The organism is Acinetobacter sp. Ag2 (genome assembly GCF_001005515.1).
Lineage (GTDB): Bacteria > Pseudomonadota > Gammaproteobacteria > Pseudomonadales > Moraxellaceae > Acinetobacter > Acinetobacter bereziniae.
Genome location: NZ_LBNA01000058.1, coordinates 114,742 through 137,079, shown reverse-complemented (window position 1 = coordinate 137,079; position 22,338 = coordinate 114,742). Strand labels below are relative to the sequence as shown.

General features: G+C 39.6%; 22 protein-coding genes and 1 pseudogene. 16 read left to right on the top strand and 7 right to left on the bottom strand.

The window, feature by feature from the left end; all coding sequences use genetic code 11:
- The first annotated feature begins 169 nt into the window (after window positions 1-169).
- The 4 genes from tgt (at window position 170) to secF (ending at window position 4,698) form a co-directional block, all read left to right on the top strand.
- Entirely contained in the window at window positions 170-1,300 is a 1,131-nt protein-coding gene (gene tgt, locus AAV97_RS18630; RefSeq protein WP_004827745.1) for a tRNA guanosine(34) transglycosylase Tgt, read from the top strand.
- A gap of 134 nt (window positions 1,301-1,434) precedes the next feature.
- The gene (gene yajC, locus AAV97_RS18625) at window positions 1,435-1,764 is read left to right on the top strand and encodes a preprotein translocase subunit YajC (RefSeq protein WP_004827744.1); all 330 of its coding nucleotides are present in this window, start codon (window positions 1,435-1,437) and stop codon (window positions 1,762-1,764) included.
- Window positions 1,765-1,817: 53 nt separating this feature from the next.
- Entirely contained in the window at window positions 1,818-3,719 is a 1,902-nt protein-coding gene (gene secD / locus AAV97_RS18620) for a protein translocase subunit SecD (protein ID WP_004827743.1), read from the top strand.
- 7 nt (window positions 3,720-3,726) lie between these two features.
- Window positions 3,727-4,698 (top strand): protein translocase subunit SecF, encoded by a 972-nt coding sequence (gene secF, locus AAV97_RS18615; protein WP_155769264.1) that lies wholly within the window; start codon window positions 3,727-3,729, stop codon window positions 4,696-4,698.
- A 286-nt stretch (window positions 4,699-4,984) separates the two neighbouring features.
- Here secF and AAV97_RS18610 read toward each other — a convergent pair whose 3' ends face one another.
- The 4 genes from AAV97_RS18610 to AAV97_RS18595 all read right to left on the bottom strand — a co-directional run bounded on the left by AAV97_RS18610 (window position 4,985) and on the right by AAV97_RS18595 (window position 8,735).
- Complete coding sequence (locus AAV97_RS18610) at window positions 4,985-5,692, bottom strand: XAC2610-related protein (protein ID WP_046761392.1); 708 nt, start codon at window positions 5,690-5,692, stop codon at window positions 4,985-4,987.
- 125 nt (window positions 5,693-5,817) lie between these two features.
- Window positions 5,818-7,272 carry an NAD(P)(+) transhydrogenase (Re/Si-specific) subunit beta gene (locus tag AAV97_RS18605; protein ID WP_046761391.1) on the bottom strand — a complete coding sequence of 485 codons (1,455 nt, stop codon included), beginning with the start codon at window positions 7,270-7,272 and terminating at the stop codon, window positions 5,818-5,820.
- 3 nt (window positions 7,273-7,275) lie between these two features.
- On the bottom strand, window positions 7,276-7,596 hold the full coding sequence (locus AAV97_RS18600) for a proton-translocating transhydrogenase family protein (RefSeq protein WP_005030974.1): 321 nt from the start codon (window positions 7,594-7,596) through the stop codon (window positions 7,276-7,278).
- An 11-nt stretch (window positions 7,597-7,607) separates the two neighbouring features.
- Window positions 7,608-8,735 carry a Re/Si-specific NAD(P)(+) transhydrogenase subunit alpha gene (locus tag AAV97_RS18595; RefSeq protein WP_004827733.1) on the bottom strand — a complete coding sequence of 376 codons (1,128 nt, stop codon included), beginning with the start codon at window positions 8,733-8,735 and terminating at the stop codon, window positions 7,608-7,610.
- Window positions 8,736-9,664: 929 nt separating this feature from the next.
- Here AAV97_RS18595 and AAV97_RS18590 point away from each other — a divergent pair.
- On the top strand, window positions 9,665-10,591 hold the full coding sequence (locus tag AAV97_RS18590) for a DMT family transporter (RefSeq protein ID WP_010590755.1): 927 nt from the start codon (window positions 9,665-9,667) through the stop codon (window positions 10,589-10,591).
- Between the two features lie 24 nt (window positions 10,592-10,615).
- Window positions 10,616-11,491, top strand: coding sequence for a S66 peptidase family protein (locus tag AAV97_RS18585; RefSeq protein WP_046761390.1), 876 nt, complete (start codon window positions 10,616-10,618; stop codon window positions 11,489-11,491).
- A gap of 63 nt (window positions 11,492-11,554) precedes the next feature.
- On the opposite strand, the gene soxR is transcribed toward AAV97_RS18585, so the two are convergent.
- The gene (gene soxR / locus AAV97_RS18580) at window positions 11,555-12,145 is read right to left on the bottom strand and encodes a redox-sensitive transcriptional activator SoxR (RefSeq protein WP_046761389.1); all 591 of its coding nucleotides are present in this window, start codon (window positions 12,143-12,145) and stop codon (window positions 11,555-11,557) included.
- Window positions 12,146-12,217: 72 nt separating this feature from the next.
- Between soxR and AAV97_RS18575 the strand changes: the two genes are divergently transcribed.
- The 4 genes from AAV97_RS18575 (at window position 12,218) to AAV97_RS18560 (ending at window position 15,264) form a co-directional block, all read left to right on the top strand.
- The gene (locus tag AAV97_RS18575) at window positions 12,218-12,649 is read left to right on the top strand and encodes a RidA family protein (protein ID WP_004827725.1); all 432 of its coding nucleotides are present in this window, start codon (window positions 12,218-12,220) and stop codon (window positions 12,647-12,649) included.
- 22 nt (window positions 12,650-12,671) lie between these two features.
- Window positions 12,672-13,862, top strand: coding sequence for an MFS transporter (locus AAV97_RS18570; protein WP_046761388.1), 1,191 nt, complete (start codon window positions 12,672-12,674; stop codon window positions 13,860-13,862).
- Between the two features lie 494 nt (window positions 13,863-14,356).
- Window positions 14,357-14,776 carry a lysozyme inhibitor LprI family protein gene (locus AAV97_RS18565; protein WP_009585720.1) on the top strand — a complete coding sequence of 140 codons (420 nt, stop codon included), beginning with the start codon at window positions 14,357-14,359 and terminating at the stop codon, window positions 14,774-14,776.
- Between the two features lie 68 nt (window positions 14,777-14,844).
- Entirely contained in the window at window positions 14,845-15,264 is a 420-nt protein-coding gene (locus AAV97_RS18560) for a hypothetical protein (RefSeq protein WP_046761387.1), read from the top strand.
- A 22-nt stretch (window positions 15,265-15,286) separates the two neighbouring features.
- Here the strand turns inward: AAV97_RS18560 and AAV97_RS21495 are convergent.
- Window positions 15,287-15,436 (bottom strand): annotated as a pseudogene (locus AAV97_RS21495) (IS3 family transposase); the annotation flags it as partial.
- Between the two features lie 182 nt (window positions 15,437-15,618).
- Window positions 15,619-16,263, bottom strand: coding sequence for a HEPN domain-containing protein (locus tag AAV97_RS18555; protein ID WP_042089547.1), 645 nt, complete (start codon window positions 16,261-16,263; stop codon window positions 15,619-15,621).
- A gap of 451 nt (window positions 16,264-16,714) precedes the next feature.
- Here AAV97_RS18555 and AAV97_RS18550 point away from each other — a divergent pair, with 451 nt between their 5' ends.
- From AAV97_RS18550 to AAV97_RS18525, 6 genes are all read left to right on the top strand, one after another.
- Entirely contained in the window at window positions 16,715-18,061 is a 1,347-nt protein-coding gene (locus tag AAV97_RS18550; protein ID WP_046761386.1) for an amidase, read from the top strand.
- A 55-nt stretch (window positions 18,062-18,116) separates the two neighbouring features.
- Window positions 18,117-19,001 carry a polysaccharide deacetylase family protein gene (locus AAV97_RS18545; protein ID WP_046761385.1) on the top strand — a complete coding sequence of 295 codons (885 nt, stop codon included), beginning with the start codon at window positions 18,117-18,119 and terminating at the stop codon, window positions 18,999-19,001.
- A 22-nt stretch (window positions 19,002-19,023) separates the two neighbouring features.
- The gene (locus tag AAV97_RS18540; protein ID WP_228136568.1) at window positions 19,024-20,403 is read left to right on the top strand and encodes an MFS transporter; all 1,380 of its coding nucleotides are present in this window, start codon (window positions 19,024-19,026) and stop codon (window positions 20,401-20,403) included.
- A 10-nt stretch (window positions 20,404-20,413) separates the two neighbouring features.
- The gene (locus tag AAV97_RS18535; RefSeq protein ID WP_046761384.1) at window positions 20,414-21,184 is read left to right on the top strand and encodes an SDR family NAD(P)-dependent oxidoreductase; all 771 of its coding nucleotides are present in this window, start codon (window positions 20,414-20,416) and stop codon (window positions 21,182-21,184) included.
- Between the two features lie 87 nt (window positions 21,185-21,271).
- Entirely contained in the window at window positions 21,272-22,021 is a 750-nt protein-coding gene (locus tag AAV97_RS18530) for an SDR family NAD(P)-dependent oxidoreductase (protein WP_046761383.1), read from the top strand.
- Between the two features lie 19 nt (window positions 22,022-22,040).
- Entirely contained in the window at window positions 22,041-22,337 is a 297-nt protein-coding gene (locus AAV97_RS18525) for a hypothetical protein (RefSeq protein WP_046761382.1), read from the top strand.
- The last annotated feature ends 1 nt before the right edge of the window (window position 22,338 follow it).

The following is a 22,338-nucleotide window of genomic DNA, read 5'->3' as shown; positions in this document are numbered from 1 at the left end:
TACAAACACCTGCAACTATCTATTCGCATACATATAAATCAAGTCATATCTTCAATTTTTAACATGATGAAAAATAACATGACTGGTATTCAACCCTAAAATCAGGGAAAATAGCTCCTTTTGCAATTATCAATCAGCGAACTGTTTTTTCGCCAGATTTAGGTCATTTATGAAGTTTGAAAAATTAGGTCAGTCGGGGCGTGCTCGTCGTGGTCGTTTAACTTTAGCACATGGTGTCGTAGAGACTCCTGTGTTTATGCCTGTCGGTACCTACGGTACTGTTAAGGGGATGTTGCCACGTGATATTGAAGATATCCAAGCACAAATTATTCTAGGAAATACCTTTCACCTTTATTTACGCCCTGGATTAGATGTTATTCGTGAACATGGCGGTTTGCATGAGTTTATGAAATGGGGCAAACCTATTCTGACGGACTCAGGTGGCTTCCAAGTATTCAGTCTTGGAGCAATGCGCAAAATCAAAGAAGAAGGTGTGACCTTCCGCTCTCCAATCGATGGTTCAAAAGTCTTTTTATCACCTGAAATTTCAATGGATATTCAACATACCTTGAACTCAGATATTGTGATGATTTTTGATGAATGCACACCATATCCTGCAACACATGAGGAAGCCCAAAAGTCATTACAATTGTCATTGCGTTGGGCAAAACGTTGTAAAACTCAACATCATGATGTGCTTAAAAATAAAAATGCCTTGTTTGGAATTATTCAAGGTGGCATGTATGAAGATCTTCGTGAAGAGTCTTTAAATGGTTTAAAAGAAATCGATTTTGATGGTTTTGCAATTGGTGGACTCTCAGTAGGCGAACCAAAAGAAGAAATGATCAAAGTTTTGGATTATCTCCCAGCGAAAATGCCAGCAGATAAACCACGTTATTTAATGGGCGTAGGGAAACCAGAAGATATCGTTGAAGCAATCCGTCGTGGTGTGGATATGTTTGACTGTGTGATGCCAACACGTAATGCACGTAATGGTCATTATTTTGTTACAGATGGCTTAGTACGAATTCGTAACAGCCAATATCGCCATGATCAACGTCCATTAGACCCGCATTGTGACTGTTATACCTGCACCAACTTCACTCGTGCCTATTTATTCCATTTAGAAAAATGTGGTGAAATGCTCGGTTCAATGTTGGGTACCATCCATAATTTGCGTTATTACCAACGCTTTACCCAAGATATTCGTGATGCTTTAGATCAAGGTACTTTTGATGAATACGTGACAGATTTTTATCAACGTCGCGGTTTAGAAGTTCCACCTTGTCCTGTGGACTAATGCCCCAATATAAAGCTGAATTGAAGATTAATTCAACAGTATTTGCGCTGAAACCCAAGACAAGGTAAATTGCAGAACAAGTCGATTTAAAAGCCATGCAAATGGCAGAAAATTTTTAACATTAGGAAACTGAAATGAGTTTATTTATTTCTTCTGCTCACGCTGCGGCAGCGCCTGCACAAGGTCCAGGCATGATGGCAAACATTTTGATGATCGTTGTATTTATCGCGATCTTCTATTTTCTCATCTGGCGTCCTCAAGCAAAACGTGCAAAAGAACACCGTACTTTAATTGAAAGCTTAGGTGTGGGCAGTGAAGTTGTATTTGCAGGCGGCTTAATGGGTCGTATTCTGAAAATCGACGGAGACTTTGCAGTGGTTGAATTAGGCAAAGGAAATGAAGTGAAAATTCAACGTGCAAGTGTTATTTCAGTTCTGCCTGAAGGCACATTAAATAACCTTTAATCATAAAACGGTCGTGCACTTAGCACGACTTTTTCATTTTAAGAAGAAAGCGAATGCGTTACCCTGCATGGAAATATTTATTGATTCTAGTGGTACTAGTAATCAGTACATTATACGCGCTGCCAAGTTTATATCCTGATGAACCTGCTGTTCAAATTTCGGGTGCCAAGGCTGGTACCACGATTGACAAATCAGTGATACAAAAAGCAGAGCAAATTTTAAAAAGTGAAAATATTAGCAGCCATGATAATACTTTCACCAACAATGCTGCCCTCTTACGTTTAAGCACATCAGAAGCCCAATTAAAGGCAAAAGATGTACTAAGCAAAGGTTTGGGTGAAAACTATACGATTGCGTTAAACCTTGCGCCAACAACACCTGAGTGGTTACAAAAAATTGGTGCTAAACCAATGAAGCTCGGTTTGGACTTGCGTGGTGGTGTTCATTTCCTACTTGAAGTAGATATGGATAAAGCGATTGCACAGCGTATGGAAACATCAGCAACTGATTTACGTCGTGAATTCCGTGACAACAAGATTAATTTCAATAGTCTTGCATTGAATAACAATGTGATTACCATTCAGTTTGCCAATAATGATGACCGTGCAGCGGTGATGGATTTCTTACGTCGCGATGGAAATAAATATAATCAACAAGCTTTAGCTACAGATACTGGCTCTACGCTTAAGTTGACCTATAACGATGCGACCAAGCAAGACATTCAGTCTTATGCTTTAAACCAAAACTTAACCACACTACGAAATCGTATCAACGAATTAGGTGTGGCTGAAGCCTTGGTGCAAAGTCAAGGTAGTAATCGTATCGTGGTTGAACTGCCGGGTGTACAAGATACTGCTGAAGCAAAACGTGTATTAGGTCGCACTGCAAACTTAGAGTTCCGTTTAGTTTCAGATTTAAATGATCAATATATTGACCGTTTTACCGGTAAATATAATGGGCAACCTTTACCTCCGGGTACTGAGGTTTTTGCTTATGAATCGTTAGACAGTGGTCGTGAGTTATTATTAAACCGCAACCGTATTTTAACGGGTGAACGTGTCCAAAATGCATCAAGTGGCTTTAGCCAAGATACTGGTGGCGCTGAAGTAAATATTACTTTGGACACTGCTGGCGGTAAGTTGATGTCAGATGCAACACGTAACGCTGTTGGTAAACGTATGGCAGTTTTGTTTATTGAAAATAAACAAAAAATTACCTCGGTTCCTGATCCTGTTACAGGAGCAATGACTGAAGTCCGTACACCATATACAGAATCTGTTGTGATCAATGCTGCGAACATTCAAGCTGTATTGGGTTCATCTTTCCGTATTACAGGCTTAGACTCACCTCAAGAAGCGTCTGAACTTGCTTTGATGCTTCGTGCAGGTGCGTTAGCTGCGCCAATGTACTTTGTTGAAGAACGTGTGGTTGGTCCGAGCTTAGGTCAAGAAAATATCGACAAAGGTGTACTCTCTACCCAAGTTGGTTTCATCCTTGTTGCGCTTTGGATGATCGTATTCTTCCGCCTATTTGGTTTAATCGCAGATATTGCGCTGGTGATTAACTTGGCAATGCTTCTGACAGTCATGTCTTGGATTGGCGCTTCATTGACCTTACCGGGGATCGCGGGAATCGTGATCACGATTGGTATGGCGGTCGATGCCAACGTACTGATCTGTGAGCGAATACGAGAAGAAATGCGCTGGGGCGCCTCGCCCAAACAAGCGATTATTGCAGGTTATGATCGAGCCTATAACACCATTCTCGACTCAAACTTAACCACATTCTTGGTTGCATTTATTCTGTTCGCGATTGGTACAGGTCCGATTAAAGGCTTCGCGGTTACGCTGATGATTGGTATTATTTGCTCAATGTTTACTGCAATTACAGTCACTCGTGCAATTGTCCAACTCGTGTACGGTCGTAAACGTAACTTGAATAAGTTGAGCATATAGGAGATCGATGATGACTGATGTGACTCAACCGAAAAAGAAATATGGTCGTCCTGATGATGAGCATATAATTAATTTCATGAAGATTGCCAAACCTGCGGCAATCATCTCAATCCTTTTGACCATTGCAAGTATCTTCTTTATTGCAACCAAAGGCTTAAATCTTGGTTTGGATTTCACGGGTGGTGTTTCTGCTGAGTTGAATTATCAACATGCAGCAAAACCAGCTGATGTAATTGCAAACTTAGACCAAGCTGGCTTTAAAGATGCTGTTGTACAAACATTAGGTTCAAATAAAGACCTTATTGTTCGTATGCCTGCGCAAGATCTGAAAGTTGAAGACTTAAGCAATACCATTACTAAAGCTGTTCAATTACCGAATAATGCTGCTGTTGTTCATAAAGTGGATTCTGTCGGTGGTCAGGTAGGTAATGAACTGTATTTACGTTCTGCCGGCGCTGTTGCACTTGCAATGTTGCTTATGCTGATCTACGTGACCATTCGCTTCGAGTTTAAACTTGCAGTGGGTGCAGTCCTTTCATTACTGCACGATGTAATCGTAACGATTGGTATTTTTGCAATGATGCAGTGGCCATTCGACCTTACAGTCTTGGCAGCGATTCTTGCGTTAATTGGTTTCTCACTAAACGATAACATCGTTGTATCGGATCGTATTCGTGAAAACTTCCGTAAGATTCGTGGTGCAACCCCATTAGAGATCGTCAATATTGCATTGACTGAGACCTTAAAACGTACCATTCATACCTCAATGACCCTATTACTGGTTGTACTTGCAATGATGTTCTTGGGTGGTGATGGTTTACACTGGTTCTCTGTGGCGATGTTTATTGGCGTATTTGTAGGTACTTATTCGTCAATCTATATCGGTACTGCATTTGCTTTGTGGCGTGGTCTTAACCGTCAAGACTTTATTGTTCAAGTTAAACCTGAATTTGAAGATGAAGAACACATTCCTCACTAAGCTTCAGTTTTAATTTAAAAAGCTCATCTTTGGATGGGCTTTTTTATGCTTAAAATTTACCTCACAACGCAAAGAAAATGGTCGTGTTATGATTGCTAAGACATTGTTCTACTTCACAATTGGATAAGCATCTAGTATTCACAAGCACAAAAACGAATTAAACACCCAGAATTTTAAAGGCTTATAAAATACATAGGTTTTATTTATAATCAATGACTTGATGCAAATCAGGTGTATAAATAATTAGATGGTTGAGTACAGAATAGCGATACCATGTAAATTATAACTACTGAGCATAATATTTTTCACTTGGATAATATTTTACTTTTTCTTTCCATTTTCCATTGATTAAATGACGGTCTGTTACTTTGACTTGATTTCCACTTGAGGTGAGTTCATCTTCAATAAATTCTCGAACCAGTAATAGCCCCTTTTTAGGCACAACTTGGTACTCAGAACGAATATGATAACAACAGCCACTTTTATTAAGAGCAATGATCCGTTTGCGCTTTTTATCTAGCTGAAACATGCCTAAATTTTCTTGAGTGAGCACGGACAGCTCCTGACTTAAAACAAATTTTTGCTTGCTTTGATTAAACACATAAATATCATACACAGGACCACCATAAGGACCATAATGACCATTCCTTATTGCAAGGTCTTGTGTTCCATCAAAGTTAAAATCGTCAAAAATCAAAGGACTTTGTTCACCATAAAGCTCTATAACATTAACACTGGGTTTAAAATTTTCATCTAAATACATAGTCAATTCATCAGAGTGAAATGCTTGAAATACTGCTTTACTGCCCTTTTTAAATAACTTTACTTCAGCCTTGTCACCACATTCATTCTTCTTACATGCCATATCAATAATGGCATCATAGTGTTTTGAACCATTTTTAATTTCAAAAACTTGTGCTTGCGCTATAGATAAGGAAAGTACAAGACTAATACCCACACTTTGACAGATCGTTTTAATTACTTGCTTCATCATTTTTATTCAGTCAATTTTGATTAAAATCATAACATCAAACAGTGAATAATAAAAAACCGCCCGAAGGCGGTTAGGTTCCCTCCTTAATCAAAGGAGGGGCGGGGTGGATTTAATCCGATAGCAGTTTAGTGCCCACCACCATTAATTGCTTTGGTCATTTCTTCAACAACTTTCTTGGCATCACCAAAGATCATCATGGTTTTGTCATTGTAGAACAAATCGTTGTCTAGACCCGCATAACCTGTTGCCATAGAGCGCTTGATCACCATAATGGTACGAGCTTTATGTGCTTCAAGAATCGGCATACCATAAATCGGTGAGCTTGGATCATCTTTAGCTGCTGGGTTAACAACGTCATTTGCACCAATAACCAACACCACGTCTGTTGCAGGGAAGTCCGAGTTAATCTCATCCATTTCCAAGATGTCTTCATATGCAACATCAGCCTCAGCCAACAATACATTCATATGACCCGGCATACGACCTGCAACTGGATGGATCGCAAAGCGAACTGTTACACCTTGTTCTTTCAAAATTTCGCAAAGCTCTTTAACGGCATTTTGTGCACGACCTTGCGCCATACCATAACCTGGTACGATCACAACACTATCCGCATTCGACATCAAGAAGCCAGCATCATCCGCAGAACCTGAACGGTAGTTACGCTGAACTTGTTCACCTTTGTCCGCAGAAGCAACAGCTGCCCCACCCATTGCACCACCAAACAAGACATTGATGATTGAACGGTTCATTGCTTTACACATGATGTAAGACAGAATCGCACCTGAAGAACCCACCAGTGAACCTGCAACAATGAGCATGTTGTTTTCAAGCGTAAAACCAATACCTGCCGCAGCCCAACCAGAGAATGAGTTCAGCAACGAAACCACAACTGGCATATCACCGCCACCGACTGGAGCAATCCACACCCAGCCAAAGACTAGTGCAAGTGCTGTCATCGCCCAGAAAGCCTGCATATTGCCAGTGGTAAAGAAGTACACACCACAAGCCAGCATCGAAAGAAAAACAATCGCTTGAACAGGTTTAACCCAAGCACCAGAAATGGTTTTTGCCCATTTCTTTGCAGCCAACTTACCATAAGCAAATACAGATGCAGTAAAGGTAATCGCACCAACAAAACAACCCACGAACAATTCAAACAAATGAACTTTGCTCATATGTGCATGCTGTACACCAGCAGCAGTTAAAGCAGATTCGTTTTGCGCAAATAAAGCAGTCAGTTGGTTGTTATGTAAAATCGCAGCAATCGCAATCAATACCGCAGCCAAACCAACAAGTGAATGCATCAATGCTACAGTTTCAGGCATTTGTGTCATTGGAACAGTACGTGCACGTGCAATACCCACAATTGCACCAAGCACCATTGCACCACCAATCATCCAAACGACTGGATGATCTGCAACAAAGAATGTGGTGATCACAGCAATCGCCATCGCGATCATACCGTAACGGTTACCAGCAATCGCAGTTTTAGGACCTGAAAGACCACGCAACGTCAAAATAAAAAGGACCGCACCAACAAGGTAGAACCAATCCGCATACTCTCGAATAAATTCCATAGATTAGCCCTCTTTTTTCTTTTGCTTTGGCTTAAACATTTCAAGCATACGTGCAGTCACTGCGAAACCACCAAAAATGTTAATACTTGCCAAGAACACTGCAATTGCACCAAGTACACTAACAACATTCACAGACTGAAATTGTACATTTGCTTCAACAACACCTGGAATTCCAACAGTTTGTATCATCGCACCAACAACGATAATTGAGGACAATGCATTAGTTACCGCCATTAACGGCGTATGTAATGCAGGTGTTACTCCCCAAACCACGTAGTAACCAACAAAGATGGCTAAGACGAAAATAGTAATAGTTTCAACCATGATGACTCTCCTTAACCACGCTTCAGCAGTACTTGACCGCCATGAGTTACTAGAAGTGCTTTTTGAATCTCATCTTCTTGATTGATCGCAAAGTTTTTCTCTTGATCAAATAAAGTTTCAACGAAATTAAATACATTACGTGCGTATAGTGCTGAAGCTTCAGTCGAAACTGTAGATGGAATATTTGGAATACCCAAAATAGTCACGCCATTGTCTGTGACAACATTTTCACCATTCTTGGAACCTTCAACGTTTCCGCCAGTTTCTACTGCCATGTCCAAAATGATTGAACCTGGTTTCATTTTGGCAACGGTCTCAGCCTTAATTAAGCGTGGAGCATCACGACCTGGCAACAACGCAGTTGTAATCACGATGTCTGCATTTGACACTGCTTTATCTACGATGACAGCTTGATCTTGAATGTACTGCTCACCAGGCATCCAGCCATAACCATTTTTAGCAGCATCGGCAGCCTTTTGCTTTTCTTCATCAGACATTGGAACGTCTAACCACTTTCCGCCTAATGATTCAACTTGGTCACGAGCAGTTGGTCGTAGATCAGTAGCTTCAACCACAGCTCCTAAGCGTTTTGCTGTTGCAATTGCTTGAAGACCTGCAACCCCAACGCCCATAATGACAACACGTGCTGGTTTAACTGTACCCGCAGCAGTCATCAGCATCGGGAACATTCGTTGATATTCCGCAGCAGCAAGAAGCACTGACTTATAACCTGCAAGGTTGGCTTGAGAGGACAATACATCCATATTTTGCGCACGTGAAAGTGTACGAGGCAAAAGCTCTAACGCAAATGCAGACACTTGTTGTGACGCAAATTGGTCAAGTTCAGTATTGCGATACGGGTCAAACATCGCCACGACGGTTGTACCCGCAGCAAGTTTTTGAATTTCGTCTCCTTGCGGTGAACGAACTTTCAGAATCATTTGACTGCCCGTATAGGCATCATCCGTGATCTTAGCGCCGACTTGTTCATAAGCACTGTCAATATACGCAGCTTTCTTACCAGCTCCACGTTCAATGACAATGCTATGACCAGCACTAATCAACTTTTTTACTGTCTCTGGCGTTGCAGCTACACGGTTTTCACCGATGACAGTTTCTTTTGGGATTCCAATCTGCATGAGCGTTCCTCAAGCTAATTTTTCTTTAAGTCAACATCGTCAATAAACGATGCTTCCCCCAGATGCGTTTGTTATGAATTTTTGGATTCTAATTGAACTTTTTTAAAATACCACCCAATATTTATTTAATAAATACCCATATTTTGAACTGATGATTCATAAATATAATTGTAAGATATACCTACTATTCAATTTATTGTATTTTTCCTGTAATGCACATCCTGCATTTTCTAACATCCTTTGACTCCAGTTTGACTAATTGATCTTTTTTTCATCATATCTTTACTGTTTTTCATCAAAACTTGCTTCAATGGATTGGCATTTATGGCATTTTTTTATCTTTTTCTAGCGTATCCATTGTGGCTTAAATACGCTATAAAACAATAGATTTAACCTAAATATCATTCACAGTATTGGCATTTCTGACAATTTATAACTGTTTTCATCCTGCTTCAATTGGCTTTTTATGACATTTTTTTAGTCAAAAATGTAAGTTATTTTTCATTCCATTTTTTAATTTCATTAATAAAAAAAAGTACTTGGAATAAATAACCTCATTAACCTATATCCAAGTCAAAACCAATTACAAAAATTTTTACTCTTTTTCAATTTGCCATTTTGTCAATTAATAGTACCGAACACCATTCAGTTGAGTTGCTTATAAATTGCACCACTTTTGTGCAAAAAACAACACAACAATCTCAAACCGACAAAAACAAATTATTCTGCGTTGATTTTGATCAATTTTTTATTCTAACACGGGCTCATTGCCGAGTAAAAAATTGCATAAAGTATTATTTGCTTGTGTAGTATTCCTTTTATTATGCAAATTCATTGCTTTTTTGCATTTCACGTGATGAAAAACAACATTTATACTGCTTGTTCAAATATACATGTCGAATGACGACATCGTTAATGCAGTCAAATTCATGAAATTTTCTATCTCTAGCACACAGCTTGGTTCAATTTTCGCACTGGGTGCAGCTTTCTTGTTTAGTACTAAAGCTATTTTTATTAAACAAGCCTATGCTTTATCGCCATTAGTCGATAGTACAGTCCTTATGGCTTTACGAATGGCAAGTGCATTACCCTTCTTTCTTCTGTTATGTTGGTTCAATCGCCACCATAACAAAAACATCACACCTAGGGATTGGGGTTTATTGGTCGCTGCTGGTTTGATGGGGTATTATTTTTCAAGTTGGTTAGATTTTGCTGGCTTAATGTACATCAGTGCTTCACTTGAACGAATTATTTTATTTCTCTACCCTACACTGACTGTAATCGCCACAAGCTTTATTTATAAACAGAAGTTAAATCTTAGAACCATCATCGCAATTGCATTAAGCTATGGCGGAACCGTCATTGTGATGCTTCAAGAGCAAAGTACTGTGCCACATGAAGGAAACTTCTGGCTAGGCGTAAGTCTAGTCTTTGCCAGTGCCGTGTCCTTTGCCACTTATTTATTGATGACACCACGTTTGATTCAAAAGTTTGGCTCATGGAATTACACAGGTTTGGCTTTGAGTATTGCTTGTTTTGGTACTTTAACGCATTTTGCTATTGCGACACCCCACCCCATACAACTCCTCAATCAACTGCCGATGACCGTCATTTGGTATGGTATTGCACTGGGATTATTGGTCACAGTATTACCTACGATTTTGGTGGCTCAGAGTATTTCTCGCTTGGGAGCAGCACAAGCTGCAATGATTGGTTCAATTGGTCCCATTCTCACCATTATTTTGGCAGTTGCTTTGCTGGGTGAACATATGAATGCGATACAATGGTTTGGTTGCTTGTTGAATATCATCGGTGTCATGATGATCACCTTATCTAAAAAGAAACTTGCACACTAAGTTTTGTAAAAGTTTGGAAGAAATATGCATTTTAAAATTGTATCGCCAAGTGCGTGCGTAGATATTGAAAATATCAAAATGGCTCAAACTCATTTAGAACGCTTAGGTCATCAAGTCAGTTTAGGACAACATGTTTTTGCACAATACCGTTATTTGGCTGGTACGATCGAACAACGTGTAGAAGATTTAAAACAAGCTTGTTTAGATCCCACCGTAGATGCTGTTTGGTGTGGTCGTGGTGGTACAGGCGCTGCGATGTTATTGCCCTTTTTAGGTGAATGGATTTTAAATAAGCCAATTATTGGTTATTCAGACACAACCGTATTATTAAATTATATTGCCATGCATGGTGGTCAAGCTTTACACGCCCCCGTGTTTCAAGAAATTGCGGTTAAGAACTTAGATAATTCACCATTATCTTATGATGCATTAAAAACCGTTAGTCTATTAACTGCGGACTCTCACAAACAAAACCTGTATGCATTATCTGCTATAAATAGGTTTAATCAAAATCAAGTGCTTGAGAACTTACATATATTAGGGGGTAATCTGACAGTACTTTGTAGCTTACAAGGAACACCTCATGGTTTAGTGCTTGATCAACCGAGTGTCTTACTGATTGAAGATGTTGGTGAACCATATTATCGAATTGAACGCGCTTTCACTCAACTTCTGCAAAGTATTCATACATCAAACCTCAAAGCTGTGGTGTTAGGTGATTTTTATCAGTGCCCACAGAAAAACGTACCTCAAACGATTGCAGAGATTGTCGCGGAACACTTAGAAGCGCTCAGCATTCCACTTTACCAATGTGATTGGTTTGGTCATGGTGCAGTCAACCGCCCTTTTTGGATTGGTCAGAAAGGAAAAATTACAGGTACTCAGTTAATCATTGGATGAGGCTACATAAAACCGATTGAATCAAGCGGTATAAATAACGGAACTCAACACTGATCGTGATGTTCAATCTTGAAAAACCTGCATATTGATTAAATTGCTCATCACTTCCTGAAAATGAGCCCCTGCTGAAGTTTGTCCCAATTCATCATTTGGATTTCGTAAGGGGCATTGTTGCAAGGATAAGCAACCACAACCAATACATTTATCCAACTGTTGACGTAATTTCAGCAAATCCATAATTTTCTGATCCAATTGGGTTTGCCATGCTTGAGACATTTCCTGCCAATCGGACTTACTGGCAACTTTCTGACGAGGCAGTATCGCGAAGGCATCCTTGACTTGTTGCAAACTGATGCCGACTTGTTGTGCAATTTTAACAATCGCAACACGTCTTAACATTGCACGCTGATAGCGTCTTTGATTCCCTTGCGTACGCGTACTCCAAATCAAATCTTTATCTTCATAAAAGCGAATCGCAGGTACGCTTACCCCACTCCGTTGAGCAAGCTCGCCGATGGTCAACCATTGTCCCAAGTGCTTTTCTGCAAGCTGATTTTGCTCTTCATCAAGCATTTGAATCAGATTCTGTTGATCAATCTGTGTTGAATTTGTTTGCTCTGGCTGTTTTTGTTTCCCACAATGATTTAAATTCAATTTTTGCTTGACCTACAGTTAACTTGAGCTTTGATACTAGCAAAAGTTTCCCATTGATAGAATGTTGACAATATGAATTCGAAATCAGATCTTCCACAAATCAAATCATTTCAGATGACCAACCCAAATACTCTTTATAATCCCACAGCATTTGCGTATAGTCATGTGGCTGAAGTGCGTCATTATTTACGTATTTTGCACATATCTGGACAAGGTGGTGAAAACCAACAAGGACAATTATCCAAAGATTTTGCGCAACAAGTTCATCAAGCTTTTATCAATCTGCAACACGCTTTACATGCAGTAGATGCATCATTAATGGATATTGCTGTTTTAAGAATACTCGTGGTCGATCATAGCCCTAAAAAACATCAGTTTTTAATTCAGGAAATGCAACAGCTTTGGAAAAATCAAAACTTTCCAGCTTGCACATTAATTCCTGTCCCGTGTCTTGCCTTACAAGGGATGCTCATTGAAATTGAAGCAACCGCTTATTGTATGTAACTTCGAGAACTAGGAAATTTTTATGAATGCTCAACTCGATATTAGCCAAAATAAAGCATTACTTTGGCTAATGGCGATTGCCTGTGGTTTATGTGCGGGAGCAAACTACTATAGCCAACCTTTAATCCACTCGATTCAACAATACTTTAATATGCCTGAATCGCAAGTTGCGCTTACTGTGACTTTTGCCCAAGTATCCTATGCGCTTGGGCTGTTATTCATTGTGCCTCTGGGTGATATTGTCAATAAAATTAAATTTATTCCGTGGCTGATGTTTTGTGCTGCCATTGGTTTATTGATGTGCGCTTTTGCCATCAATCTTCCTATGCTTTGGGCAGGTACCATCATTACAGGTTTATTTTCTGTTGCTGCGCAAGTTCTCATCCCGCTTGCGACCATGGCGGTAAAACCTGAAAAAACGGGTGAAGTAGTTGGTTTCCTCATGAGTGGTCTCTTGGTCGGGTTATTGCTTTCAACCAGTCTTGCAGGCTTGTTGTCAAACTTATTTAACTGGAAATTGATTTATTTTGTTAGTGCGGTATTGATGCTCATTTTGGCTTATTTACTGAAAACTCGCCTACCCCATGTGCCTATTTTAAAAATGAGCTATGCTCGAATTTTTCATTCGATGGCTTTGCTACTTAAAGAAGAACGACGTTTAATTTACCGCGCCATTATTGGTGGTTTTGTTTTCGCAGCCATGAGTATTTTGTTTTCTACGATTGCCGTTTTACTCACCTCAGAACCCTTTAAACTGCCAGATGTATTGGTGGGTGTAGTCACATTGATTGGTGTATTTGGTGCCTTAGCAACTGCAAAGATTGGAAAAATCGCCGATCGAGGACATACCACAATTCTGACTTGGGTTGGAATCGCAGTCATGATTTTAAGTTGGGGACTACTCTATCTAGGGGGAACCAACTTAACTGCATACATTCTCGGCTATGGTCTTATTAGTTTTGGATTGGCTGTGGTACACACCAGCAATCAAAACATCATTTTCCGCCTACGCCCAGATGCAAAATCTCGAATCAATTCTATCTACATGACTGCCTATTTCACTGGGGGTGCATGTGGTTCAGCATTGGGTGTATATGCTTGGCATCACGGAGGCTGGACAATGACCTGCTTGGTTGGGCTAAGTTTAGTATTTGGAGCGGCACTGTTTTCTCTTTTAGATCGTCTATATCTCAATAGAGCACAGACCATTTAAAGCATTCTAAAATCAAAATCCTTCAAAATTTGGGGGATTTTGATTTTTTAAGAGACTTATTATTTTAATAAAAATACGGACACTGAAATCATTCTATTTGAATAATATTCACTGCAACTATTGTGTGAAAAAATCGATCATAATATATTCACATTAATAGTCTGCGATAAAATTCCAAAAAATGCGATGCACACAATTTAAATGGATATGCGGGTTACTATCTTGAAGCTATATGAATAAACAGTTGAGGAGCAGTAATTATACGGAAGATAAATCTCAGAACTTTAAAGAAATTTGTACAGGACAATCAATATTTTTGGGAAAAAACATCCAAATATTCATGATTATTCAAATTTAAAGTTGATACACTTTGGTCAAAATGATAACCCTGTCCTGTCTCTGTTAAAGCGTGATTGACAACATTCAAGTAAGTTTTTTCAACTCGCACAATAACCAACATTCATCCTCATAGATCAACCAAGAGTTTATCCCTTATGAAAAAAATACGATTAGCATGCTTACCGATCAGTTTTTTATGTACTTTTTCAAGCTTGGTCTCTGCTGCACCAATAGGAAATGAAAACTTATTATTAAGCCAAGCTTTTATAAACTGTGACAACAGTGCCCAAGGCATTATTGAACAGGCAGCTTGTCTAAAAGATGAGGAGGAGCGTCAAGATAAGCAATTGAATAGTATCTATAAAAAATTACAATCGCATTTGAATGCTACCCAGAAAACGAAACTGGTTGCATCACAACGTATTTGGCTACAATCACGTCAAAGTGATGCTGAACTGGAAACAACGTTGTATGGTCAATCACAGCCAGACAACTTGCAAATTGAACTTAATGAGATACAACGTACAGCAGCCCGCACTGCACAATTGCAACGCTATCTGATTTTATTGCAATAATGCAAATCAAAGCATAGAAGTACTCAAGAACGAACATCGAGATCAAGATAAAACTAAAGGTTAAACATATGAAAAAATTTAAAAGTACTACATTATTGTTTATCTCTCTTCTTCCTTTTGCAGCTTTTGCCGATGATGAAATGCCTCATCCTCTTCCAGATGATTCTTATATTCATGCCAAATTCAGCAGCAGTTATGCTCAATGTATCAAGCAAAGTGGTGCTGTAACATTTGAAATGCAAAGCTGTATGGACCAAGAATATGCTCAACATAAGAACCGCGTTGAACAGACCTTTGCCAAAATCATCAGTCGTCCAGACAGTGTGAAAAAAGACCAACAGATGGATGAGATCGCAGCATGGTGGGAAAACACCAACAAGTATTGTAATTGGGATCCTAAAACCGAAGGACAGGGACAAATGTTAGATGCACAGTCTTGCCGCCTGAACCGTATAGCTAATCTTGCGGATAAACTCAGCCACTATTGAGTCTCATAAATTAAAACGAATACTAATCAGTATTGTAGACAGGATTTCGCTCTAAAATCTTAAAATATTTTTGCTCAAATACTTCGGAGCTTAACCGACCATTTGCAGAATGCCTTCTGATTTGATTGAAATAAACTTCAATCTATTCAAACAAGACTAAATTTGTTTGTTTTAACAAATATGCTGAGCATCACGGAGGCTGGACAATAACCTGCTTGGTTAGAAGACTAAGTTTAGTATTTAGAGCAACGCTGTTTTCTCTTTTAGATCATCTTTATATCGATAAAATCCAATCTGATTAAAAAGATCTATGCAACAATCCCTCATGTGCTGGAGGGCTTGTTTTCTTTCAATTCATGACACTTGTAATAATGGATAAAATGGCGTATCCAAATCAAAATTTTGAGGATTTTCCAAAATAATATGCATACTTGCAGGGATTACAGCAATCAAGATATTACAACTGTCTTGTAGCAATTTGCGATTCATCGAACTGTTATAGGTTGCTCCACCCAAAATAATTTGATGTTGTAAAGTCAATAAACGTTGAAAAACAATCTCTAATAATGTGATCGAATCCTGAGCCTGTCGTGCTTCCGTTGCACGCTTTTTTTCTGCAATAAATGCTTGCTTCCATGTTTTCTGATTTATTTTTTGATTTTGATCATCCCAAAAATTTTGAAATGTATAAGGACTTTCAATCAGTCGAGCAATTGCATCATGACATCTATCCCATAAAATATGCTGAATTTTTTGCTCTCGATCAAATCGCACTATACCGCTGAAAAGTTGACTAAAATCTTGCTCACCGTCTTTGATTTTAACCAATTGTGGTGTGATTGCACTTAAAGCAATCCATAAACTGATGAATTTCAAATCAAGATCGCTTTCCAAAATCACAGCTTTTTTGAGCCAACTCAAGCCGCGATGTATGCGTAAATTGAATTGCTCAGAATTTTCTGCTTTTTTACTTTTATAAACTTCTTCTAAAACTAGCATCCCCAATACCTTAGATTATTTTTTTGATGATTTACCTTACGCAATGACAGTGTGGTGAGCAAGTGGTTTGTCTTATTTTAAAACTGATGAGAAAAATTTATCTTTATCACAATAACAAATCAGAAAGCCAACAATAAAATTTTCAGAATTTCAAAGCAGTTAACCAGTTCATTTAAAAAAATCTACGTCATTCACCTCAGTCATCCTATTCGAAATAGCACTAAATCGAGTGAAAAGTTAAGTGAAATCACCACTTAATGATCTTTTTTTTAAAAAATACATTTTATATTTTTATCAATAAATGATTGATAATGATAAAAGAATCACAGAAAAATAAAAAATAATTTATTTTTTAATCGTACATTATTTACTCTTTTGATTTTTTAACTTAAGATTAAATAAATTAAAAAATGTATATATTATTAAAATATACAATTATCAGGAGAATGGCATGGATGACGCAATTTCCTTATCACAGCAATATGCACAAGGAATCACCGATCCAATTCAAGAGTTGGAAAGAGCGTTTGATGTTATACAACAGGTAAATGACAGCACTTTTATTTCCTTAAGCATAGAACGTGCTTATCGAGAAGCACACGCTTCGACTGAACGTTGGAAAGCCCATGCACCGTTATCTCTATTTGATGGTGTTCCCATTGCGTGGAAAGACCTTTTTGATGTGCAAGGAACTGTGACCACAGCAGGTTCAAAAACTCGAGTGCATCATGCCACCGCTCAGCATGATGCAGATGGCGTCATGCAACTGACTCGTATGGGTATGGTCAATCTGGGAAAAACCAATTTGACTGAATTTGCTTACTCTGGGTTAGGTTTAAACCCACACTTTGGCACACCTAAGAATGTGGTTGATCCACGGTGTATTCCTGGGGGATCATCATCAGGCGCAGCAACATCTGTAGGACAAAAAATTGTCCCTATTTCTATGGGTACGGATACCGCAGGTTCAATTCGGATTCCTGCATCCTTTAATGGCTTAGTAGGTTATCGAAGTAGCAGTTCACGTTATAGTAAAAAAGGCGTTTTTCCTCTTGCCGCAAGCTTAGATAGCGTAGGTCCAATCAGTCGTAGTGTTCGTGACTGTATTGTTTTAGATCAGCTTATGCTTGGACAAATTCAATCAAATATCCCCTCTCAACCGCAATCAAAAAACATACAAATCTATGTCGATTTAGACATGCTTAACCACCCAAGCGTTCAGGATTGTGTGAAGCATAATTTCTTGCAAACGATTGAAATACTTCAACAAGCAGAAATCCGTGTGGTGCATAAACGCATAGGTGCATTTGATCAAGCACAAACCCTGATTGACTCAGGTCAATGGCTAGGTGCTGCTGAGGCATATACCTTACATGAAGCCTTATTACACAGTGATCAAGCAGAACTCATGGATCAGCGAGTGAGAAAACGCCTGCTTTCGGCAAAAGATACCTTGGCTTCTAGCCAAATCCATCTTTATCAAATGGCACAGCATTTAAAAGCAAGCTTAAAAACAGAACTGGCTGAAGGATTTTTACTGACGCCAACTACTGCACATACTGCACCTGAACTTGCACCTTTAGAGGTAGATGAAGCCTTATTTATCCAAACAAATCTCTACACGCTTAGATTAACCATGCCCGGCAGTTATTTAGATATGCCAAGTATCTCACTTCCGAATGGAAATGACTCAAATGGGCGTCCTACAGGAATTTTACTCTCAAGCTACAGTGGTAATGATCAAAGTCTTTTATCTGCTGCCCTGAGTATTGAACATATTCTTCACAACAATGATTAGCACAATCATTTTAGTTCCACCAAACACTTAACTTTATTTTATCGAGGATGATGACATGGCTAAAAAGGAAATCTTAGTTTCATTTGGAGTTGACGTTGATGCAGTCGCTGGTTGGCTAGGGTCTTATGGCGGTGAAGACTCGCCAGATGATATTTCACGAGGCTTGTTTGCAGGTGAAGTCGGGGCAATACGTTTACTGAATCTATTTAAAAAGTATGGTTTAAAAACCACTTGGTTTATTCCAGGGCACTCTGTAGAAACATTCCCTGAACAAATGAAAGCCGTTGTAGATGCTGGACATGAAATTGGTATGCATGGTTATAGCCATGAAAATCCAATTGCGATGACACCTGAACAAGAGGAAGCAGTGCTGGATAAAGCAATTGCGCTCATCACTGAATTATCGGGCAAACGTCCAACAGGATATGTCGCACCATGGTGGGAGTTTAGTAATGTTACCAACGAACTTTTGTTAAAAAAAGGCATCAAATATGACCATAGTTTGATGCATAACGATTTCACACCTTATTACGTTCGTGTGGGTGATTCATGGACCAAAATTGATTATAGCCAACAGCCCGAAACATGGATGAAACCATTGCTTCGTGGTGAGGAAACGGACTTGATTGAGATTCCTGCCAATTGGTATCTCGATGATTTACCCCCGATGATGTTTATTAAAAAATCTCCAAATAGTCATGGTTTTGTCAATCCTCGTGATATCGAACAAATGTGGAAAGACCAATTTGACTGGGTCTATCGAGAAATGGATTATGCCGTTTTCCCGATCACCCTACACCCAGACGTTTCTGGTCGACCACAGGTTTTATTGATGTTGGAACGTCTGATTGAACACTTCAAAGCCCACGATGGGGTGAAATTCGTCACCATGGATGAAATTGCAAACGACTTCGCGCAGCGCTGTCCTCGCAAAGGTTAAAAATTCCATAGAAGGAAAAGGAATGATGAGCGAAAACATAGATGTTAAAAGCAGCATTGATGTGAATCAGGCTGCTTCGCAAGATAAATTAATCAACTGGCATCCTGAGCAAATTCAGCAAAAAGATATCACTTATGCATCTTGGATTGCTTTTTTTGCATGGGTGTTTGCAGTTTATGACTTTATTTTATTTGGTACTTTACTGCCTGTCATGGGTGGTCATTTCAACTGGAATGAAGCTGAACAAGCCAGTTTAGTCACTTGGATTGCCGTTGGCGGTGCAATTGTTGCATTCGCTATTGGACCAATTGTAGATCGTATTGGTCGGCGTAAAGGGATTATTTTCACCATGACAGGTACAGCAATCGCTACAGCGATGACCGCCATGGCAGGGGTTGGAAAAAGCTCACTGGTTGCCATTCGTTCAGTTGCTGGTCTGGGTTATGCCGAAGAAGGAGTGAATGCAACTTATCTCACCGAAATGTATGCCACTTCAAAAGATGAAAAGTTTCAAAAACGTAAAGGCTTTATCTACTCTTTGGTACAAAGTGGCTGGCCTGTAGGGGCATTACTTGCAGCAGCATTGACTGCAATTTTACTTCCTTATGTGGGCTGGCAAGGTTGTTTTATTTTTGCTGCTATTCCAGCATTTATCATTGCTTTTCTAGCCAGAAATTTAAAAGAAAGTCCCCAGTTTCAAGTTGTGCAAAAAATTAATCAACTGAAACAGTCTGGCGAAAATGAACAAGCAGATCAATTGGCTCGTCAGTACCATTTAGACGACCCAGAACAACAAAAAGTGGGCGTGATGGCTGCTTTTAAAGGTTCGGCATTACGCCCAACATTAGTACTAAGTTTAGCGATTTTGCTGAACTGGTCTGCCATCCAAGTCTTTAGTGTATTGGGAACATCTGTGTTGGTGAATGTTCACAACTTGTCTTTTCAAAACTCCTTAATCATTTTGATTCTCTCGAATCTGATCGGTTTTGTTGGCTATTTGGTTCACGGTTGGTTAGGAGATCGTATTGGTCGTCGTAATACTGTTGCCATGGGTTGGATGTGTGGCGGTGTGGCGTTCTATGCCATGATCGTTGCTTCTCATGACCTGGTCACAGTGGTCGCCCTATATAGTGTTGGTTTATTTTTCTTAACAGGTCCTTACTCTGCAATGTTGTTTTTTATGGGGGAATCTTTTCCAACACGCATACGCGCAACGGGTGGCGCAATTGTACATGCGATGGGACCGATCGGTGCAATTTTAGCTGGTGCAGGTATCACCAGTATTCTCACTGGTGATGGAGCTTGGGCAAGTGCGGCAATTTGGTTTGGTGCCCTACCTTGCTTCTTGTCTGGTTTAGTCATGCTTATGGCACGCCATGTAAAACCTGAAGATGTGAAATAAGGAAATGAGCATGACTTTAAACAATACTCCCGTAGCATTTATTACTGGAGCTGCCAGTGGGATTGGACAAGCTTTGGCTGTTGCATATGCAAAACAGAATATTCGAGTAGTTGGTGGTTATTTTGAGAAAGATCCACATGACCCAAACATCACTGAACAACTGGTCAAAGAGGCAGGCGGACAATGTGTCATGGTTGCAGTAGATGTGACCGATACTGAGTCTGTACAAAGCGCAGTACAAAGTGCAATAACACATTTTGGGCGCTTAGATTATGCGATTGCCAATGCAGGTTTGTTACGTCAAAGCTCAATCATCGACATGACAGATCAAGCATGGAATGAAATGTTAAATGTTGATTTAACTGGTGTAATGCGTACCTTCCGTGCAGCAAGTCTATATATGCAAAGTTCAGGTGCAATGGTTGCCATTTCCTCTATCGCAGGGGGTGTTTATGGTTGGCAAGCACATAGCCATTATGCTGCTGCCAAAGCAGGTATCCCCGGCTTATGTAGATCTTTGGCTGTTGAATTGGCACCTAGAGGAATTCGTTGTAATGCGGTTATTCCCGGTTTGATTGAAACCCCACAATCCTTAGATGCGCAAAATTCTCTTGGTCCTGAAGGTTTAAAACTTGCTGGACAGAAAATTCCCTTAGGACGTGTCGGTCGTGCCGATGAAGTTGCCAAACTGGTTCGCTTCTTAACCAGTGATGATGCCAGCTATATCACAGGACAAAGCATTATTGTTGATGGTGGGCTAACCATTCGTTGGCCTGATTAATCAACAATCCCCCTACTCATATGTTGAACAAGCTTGATTTTGAAATTTATTGATGAGGTCAAGCTGTTCTTTTTATTGGAAGAATACATGAAACCATTAAATGAATGTCGTGTTGTGGTGACGGGAGCCGCCAGTGGTATTGGTGCTGCGATTGCACAAGCATTTGCTAAGCAAAATAGCCGTTTGGTGTTATGCGATTTAAATGCTGAAGGTCTAGAACAAATTGCCCAGCGCTGCCGCCAATTTGCTACGCAAGTGACCACCATTATCGCAGATCTGGGCACTGAACAAGGTGCGCATCAAACTGTGGATTGCTGTGTTGAAACCTATGGTGGAATAGATGTTTTAGTCAATAACGCAGGCATTTTAACCCAAGCCCCGTGTACAGAACTCAGCAAGAAAATGTGGGACGACATGCTTCGTATTGACTTAACCAGTGTGTTTTTAACCAGTCAACGGGCATTACCTCATATGATCAAGCAAAAATGGGGGCGTATTATTAATATTTCCTCCCAACTTGGGATTAAAGGCGGGATTGAACTGGCACATTATTGCGCAGCCAAAGCCGGTGTAATCGGTTTTACCAAATCTTTAGCTCAAGAAGTCGCTAAAGATAATGTATTGGTCAATGCAATAGCACCGGGTCCAATCGCCACACCACTGGTCGATGGTATTAGCCAAAGCTGGAAAGATGAAAAAGCCAAACAATTACCTTTGGGGCGTTTTGGAACAGCTGAAGAAATTGCTCCAACCGTAATTTTATTGGCGTCGGATCCTGGCGGTAATTTGTACGTGGGTCAGACACTCGGACCAAACAGTGGCGATGTGATGCCTTAATCAATGGAGTAATGGTGCAATGTGTGGATTATGTGGATTGATAGGTGAACAACAGGATTGGACAGACAGCCTAAGATCTGATCTGCCTAGACGGCGAGGGCGTTTACGTAAAATTAAAATGCTTAATCACATTACTGCACCCTATCGCTTATTAATTGCTGACTTTCAGGGCGTGAATTATCTGATCCAGACACCTACTGGCAAACAAAGTATTGCCAATGGGCTTGATCAATTATGGAACGAAATCCAGCAATTAACGGGGCAAAAAATAGATGTTCTTGATCCTCGACTGTTATCACATTTAGAGGCTTTATAAA

Excerpts from the sequence above, each read along its gene's own strand:
- AAV97_RS18555 (WP_042089547.1), bottom strand. The coding sequence starts at position 16,263 with ATGCTAGTTTTAGAAGAAGTTTATAAAAGTAAAAAAGCAGAAAATTCT.
- secF (WP_155769264.1), top strand. The coding sequence starts at position 3,727 with ATGATGACTGATGTGACTCAACCGAAAAAGAAATATGGTCGTCCTGAT.
- AAV97_RS18530 (WP_046761383.1), top strand. The coding sequence starts at position 21,272 with ATGAAACCATTAAATGAATGTCGTGTTGTGGTGACGGGAGCCGCCAGT.
- tgt (WP_004827745.1), top strand. The coding sequence starts at position 170 with ATGAAGTTTGAAAAATTAGGTCAGTCGGGGCGTGCTCGTCGTGGTCGT.
- AAV97_RS18570 (WP_046761388.1), top strand. The coding sequence starts at position 12,672 with ATGAATGCTCAACTCGATATTAGCCAAAATAAAGCATTACTTTGGCTA.
- AAV97_RS18585 (WP_046761390.1), top strand. The coding sequence starts at position 10,616 with ATGCATTTTAAAATTGTATCGCCAAGTGCGTGCGTAGATATTGAAAAT.
- AAV97_RS18575 (WP_004827725.1), top strand. The coding sequence starts at position 12,218 with ATGAATTCGAAATCAGATCTTCCACAAATCAAATCATTTCAGATGACC.
- AAV97_RS18550 (WP_046761386.1), top strand. The coding sequence starts at position 16,715 with ATGGATGACGCAATTTCCTTATCACAGCAATATGCACAAGGAATCACC.
- AAV97_RS18560 (WP_046761387.1), top strand. The coding sequence starts at position 14,845 with ATGAAAAAATTTAAAAGTACTACATTATTGTTTATCTCTCTTCTTCCT.
- AAV97_RS18590 (WP_010590755.1), top strand. The coding sequence starts at position 9,665 with ATGAAATTTTCTATCTCTAGCACACAGCTTGGTTCAATTTTCGCACTG.
- AAV97_RS18540 (WP_228136568.1), top strand. The coding sequence starts at position 19,024 with ATGATGAGCGAAAACATAGATGTTAAAAGCAGCATTGATGTGAATCAG.
- AAV97_RS18605 (WP_046761391.1), bottom strand. The coding sequence starts at position 7,272 with ATGGAATTTATTCGAGAGTATGCGGATTGGTTCTACCTTGTTGGTGCG.
- AAV97_RS18595 (WP_004827733.1), bottom strand. The coding sequence starts at position 8,735 with ATGCAGATTGGAATCCCAAAAGAAACTGTCATCGGTGAAAACCGTGTA.
- AAV97_RS18610 (WP_046761392.1), bottom strand. The coding sequence starts at position 5,692 with ATGATGAAGCAAGTAATTAAAACGATCTGTCAAAGTGTGGGTATTAGT.
- AAV97_RS18535 (WP_046761384.1), top strand. The coding sequence starts at position 20,414 with ATGACTTTAAACAATACTCCCGTAGCATTTATTACTGGAGCTGCCAGT.
- AAV97_RS18545 (WP_046761385.1), top strand. The coding sequence starts at position 18,117 with ATGGCTAAAAAGGAAATCTTAGTTTCATTTGGAGTTGACGTTGATGCA.
- AAV97_RS18565 (WP_009585720.1), top strand. The coding sequence starts at position 14,357 with ATGAAAAAAATACGATTAGCATGCTTACCGATCAGTTTTTTATGTACT.
- AAV97_RS18525 (WP_046761382.1), top strand. The coding sequence starts at position 22,041 with ATGTGTGGATTATGTGGATTGATAGGTGAACAACAGGATTGGACAGAC.
- secD (WP_004827743.1), top strand. The coding sequence starts at position 1,818 with ATGCGTTACCCTGCATGGAAATATTTATTGATTCTAGTGGTACTAGTA.
- yajC (WP_004827744.1), top strand. The coding sequence starts at position 1,435 with ATGAGTTTATTTATTTCTTCTGCTCACGCTGCGGCAGCGCCTGCACAA.
- AAV97_RS18600 (WP_005030974.1), bottom strand. The coding sequence starts at position 7,596 with ATGGTTGAAACTATTACTATTTTCGTCTTAGCCATCTTTGTTGGTTAC.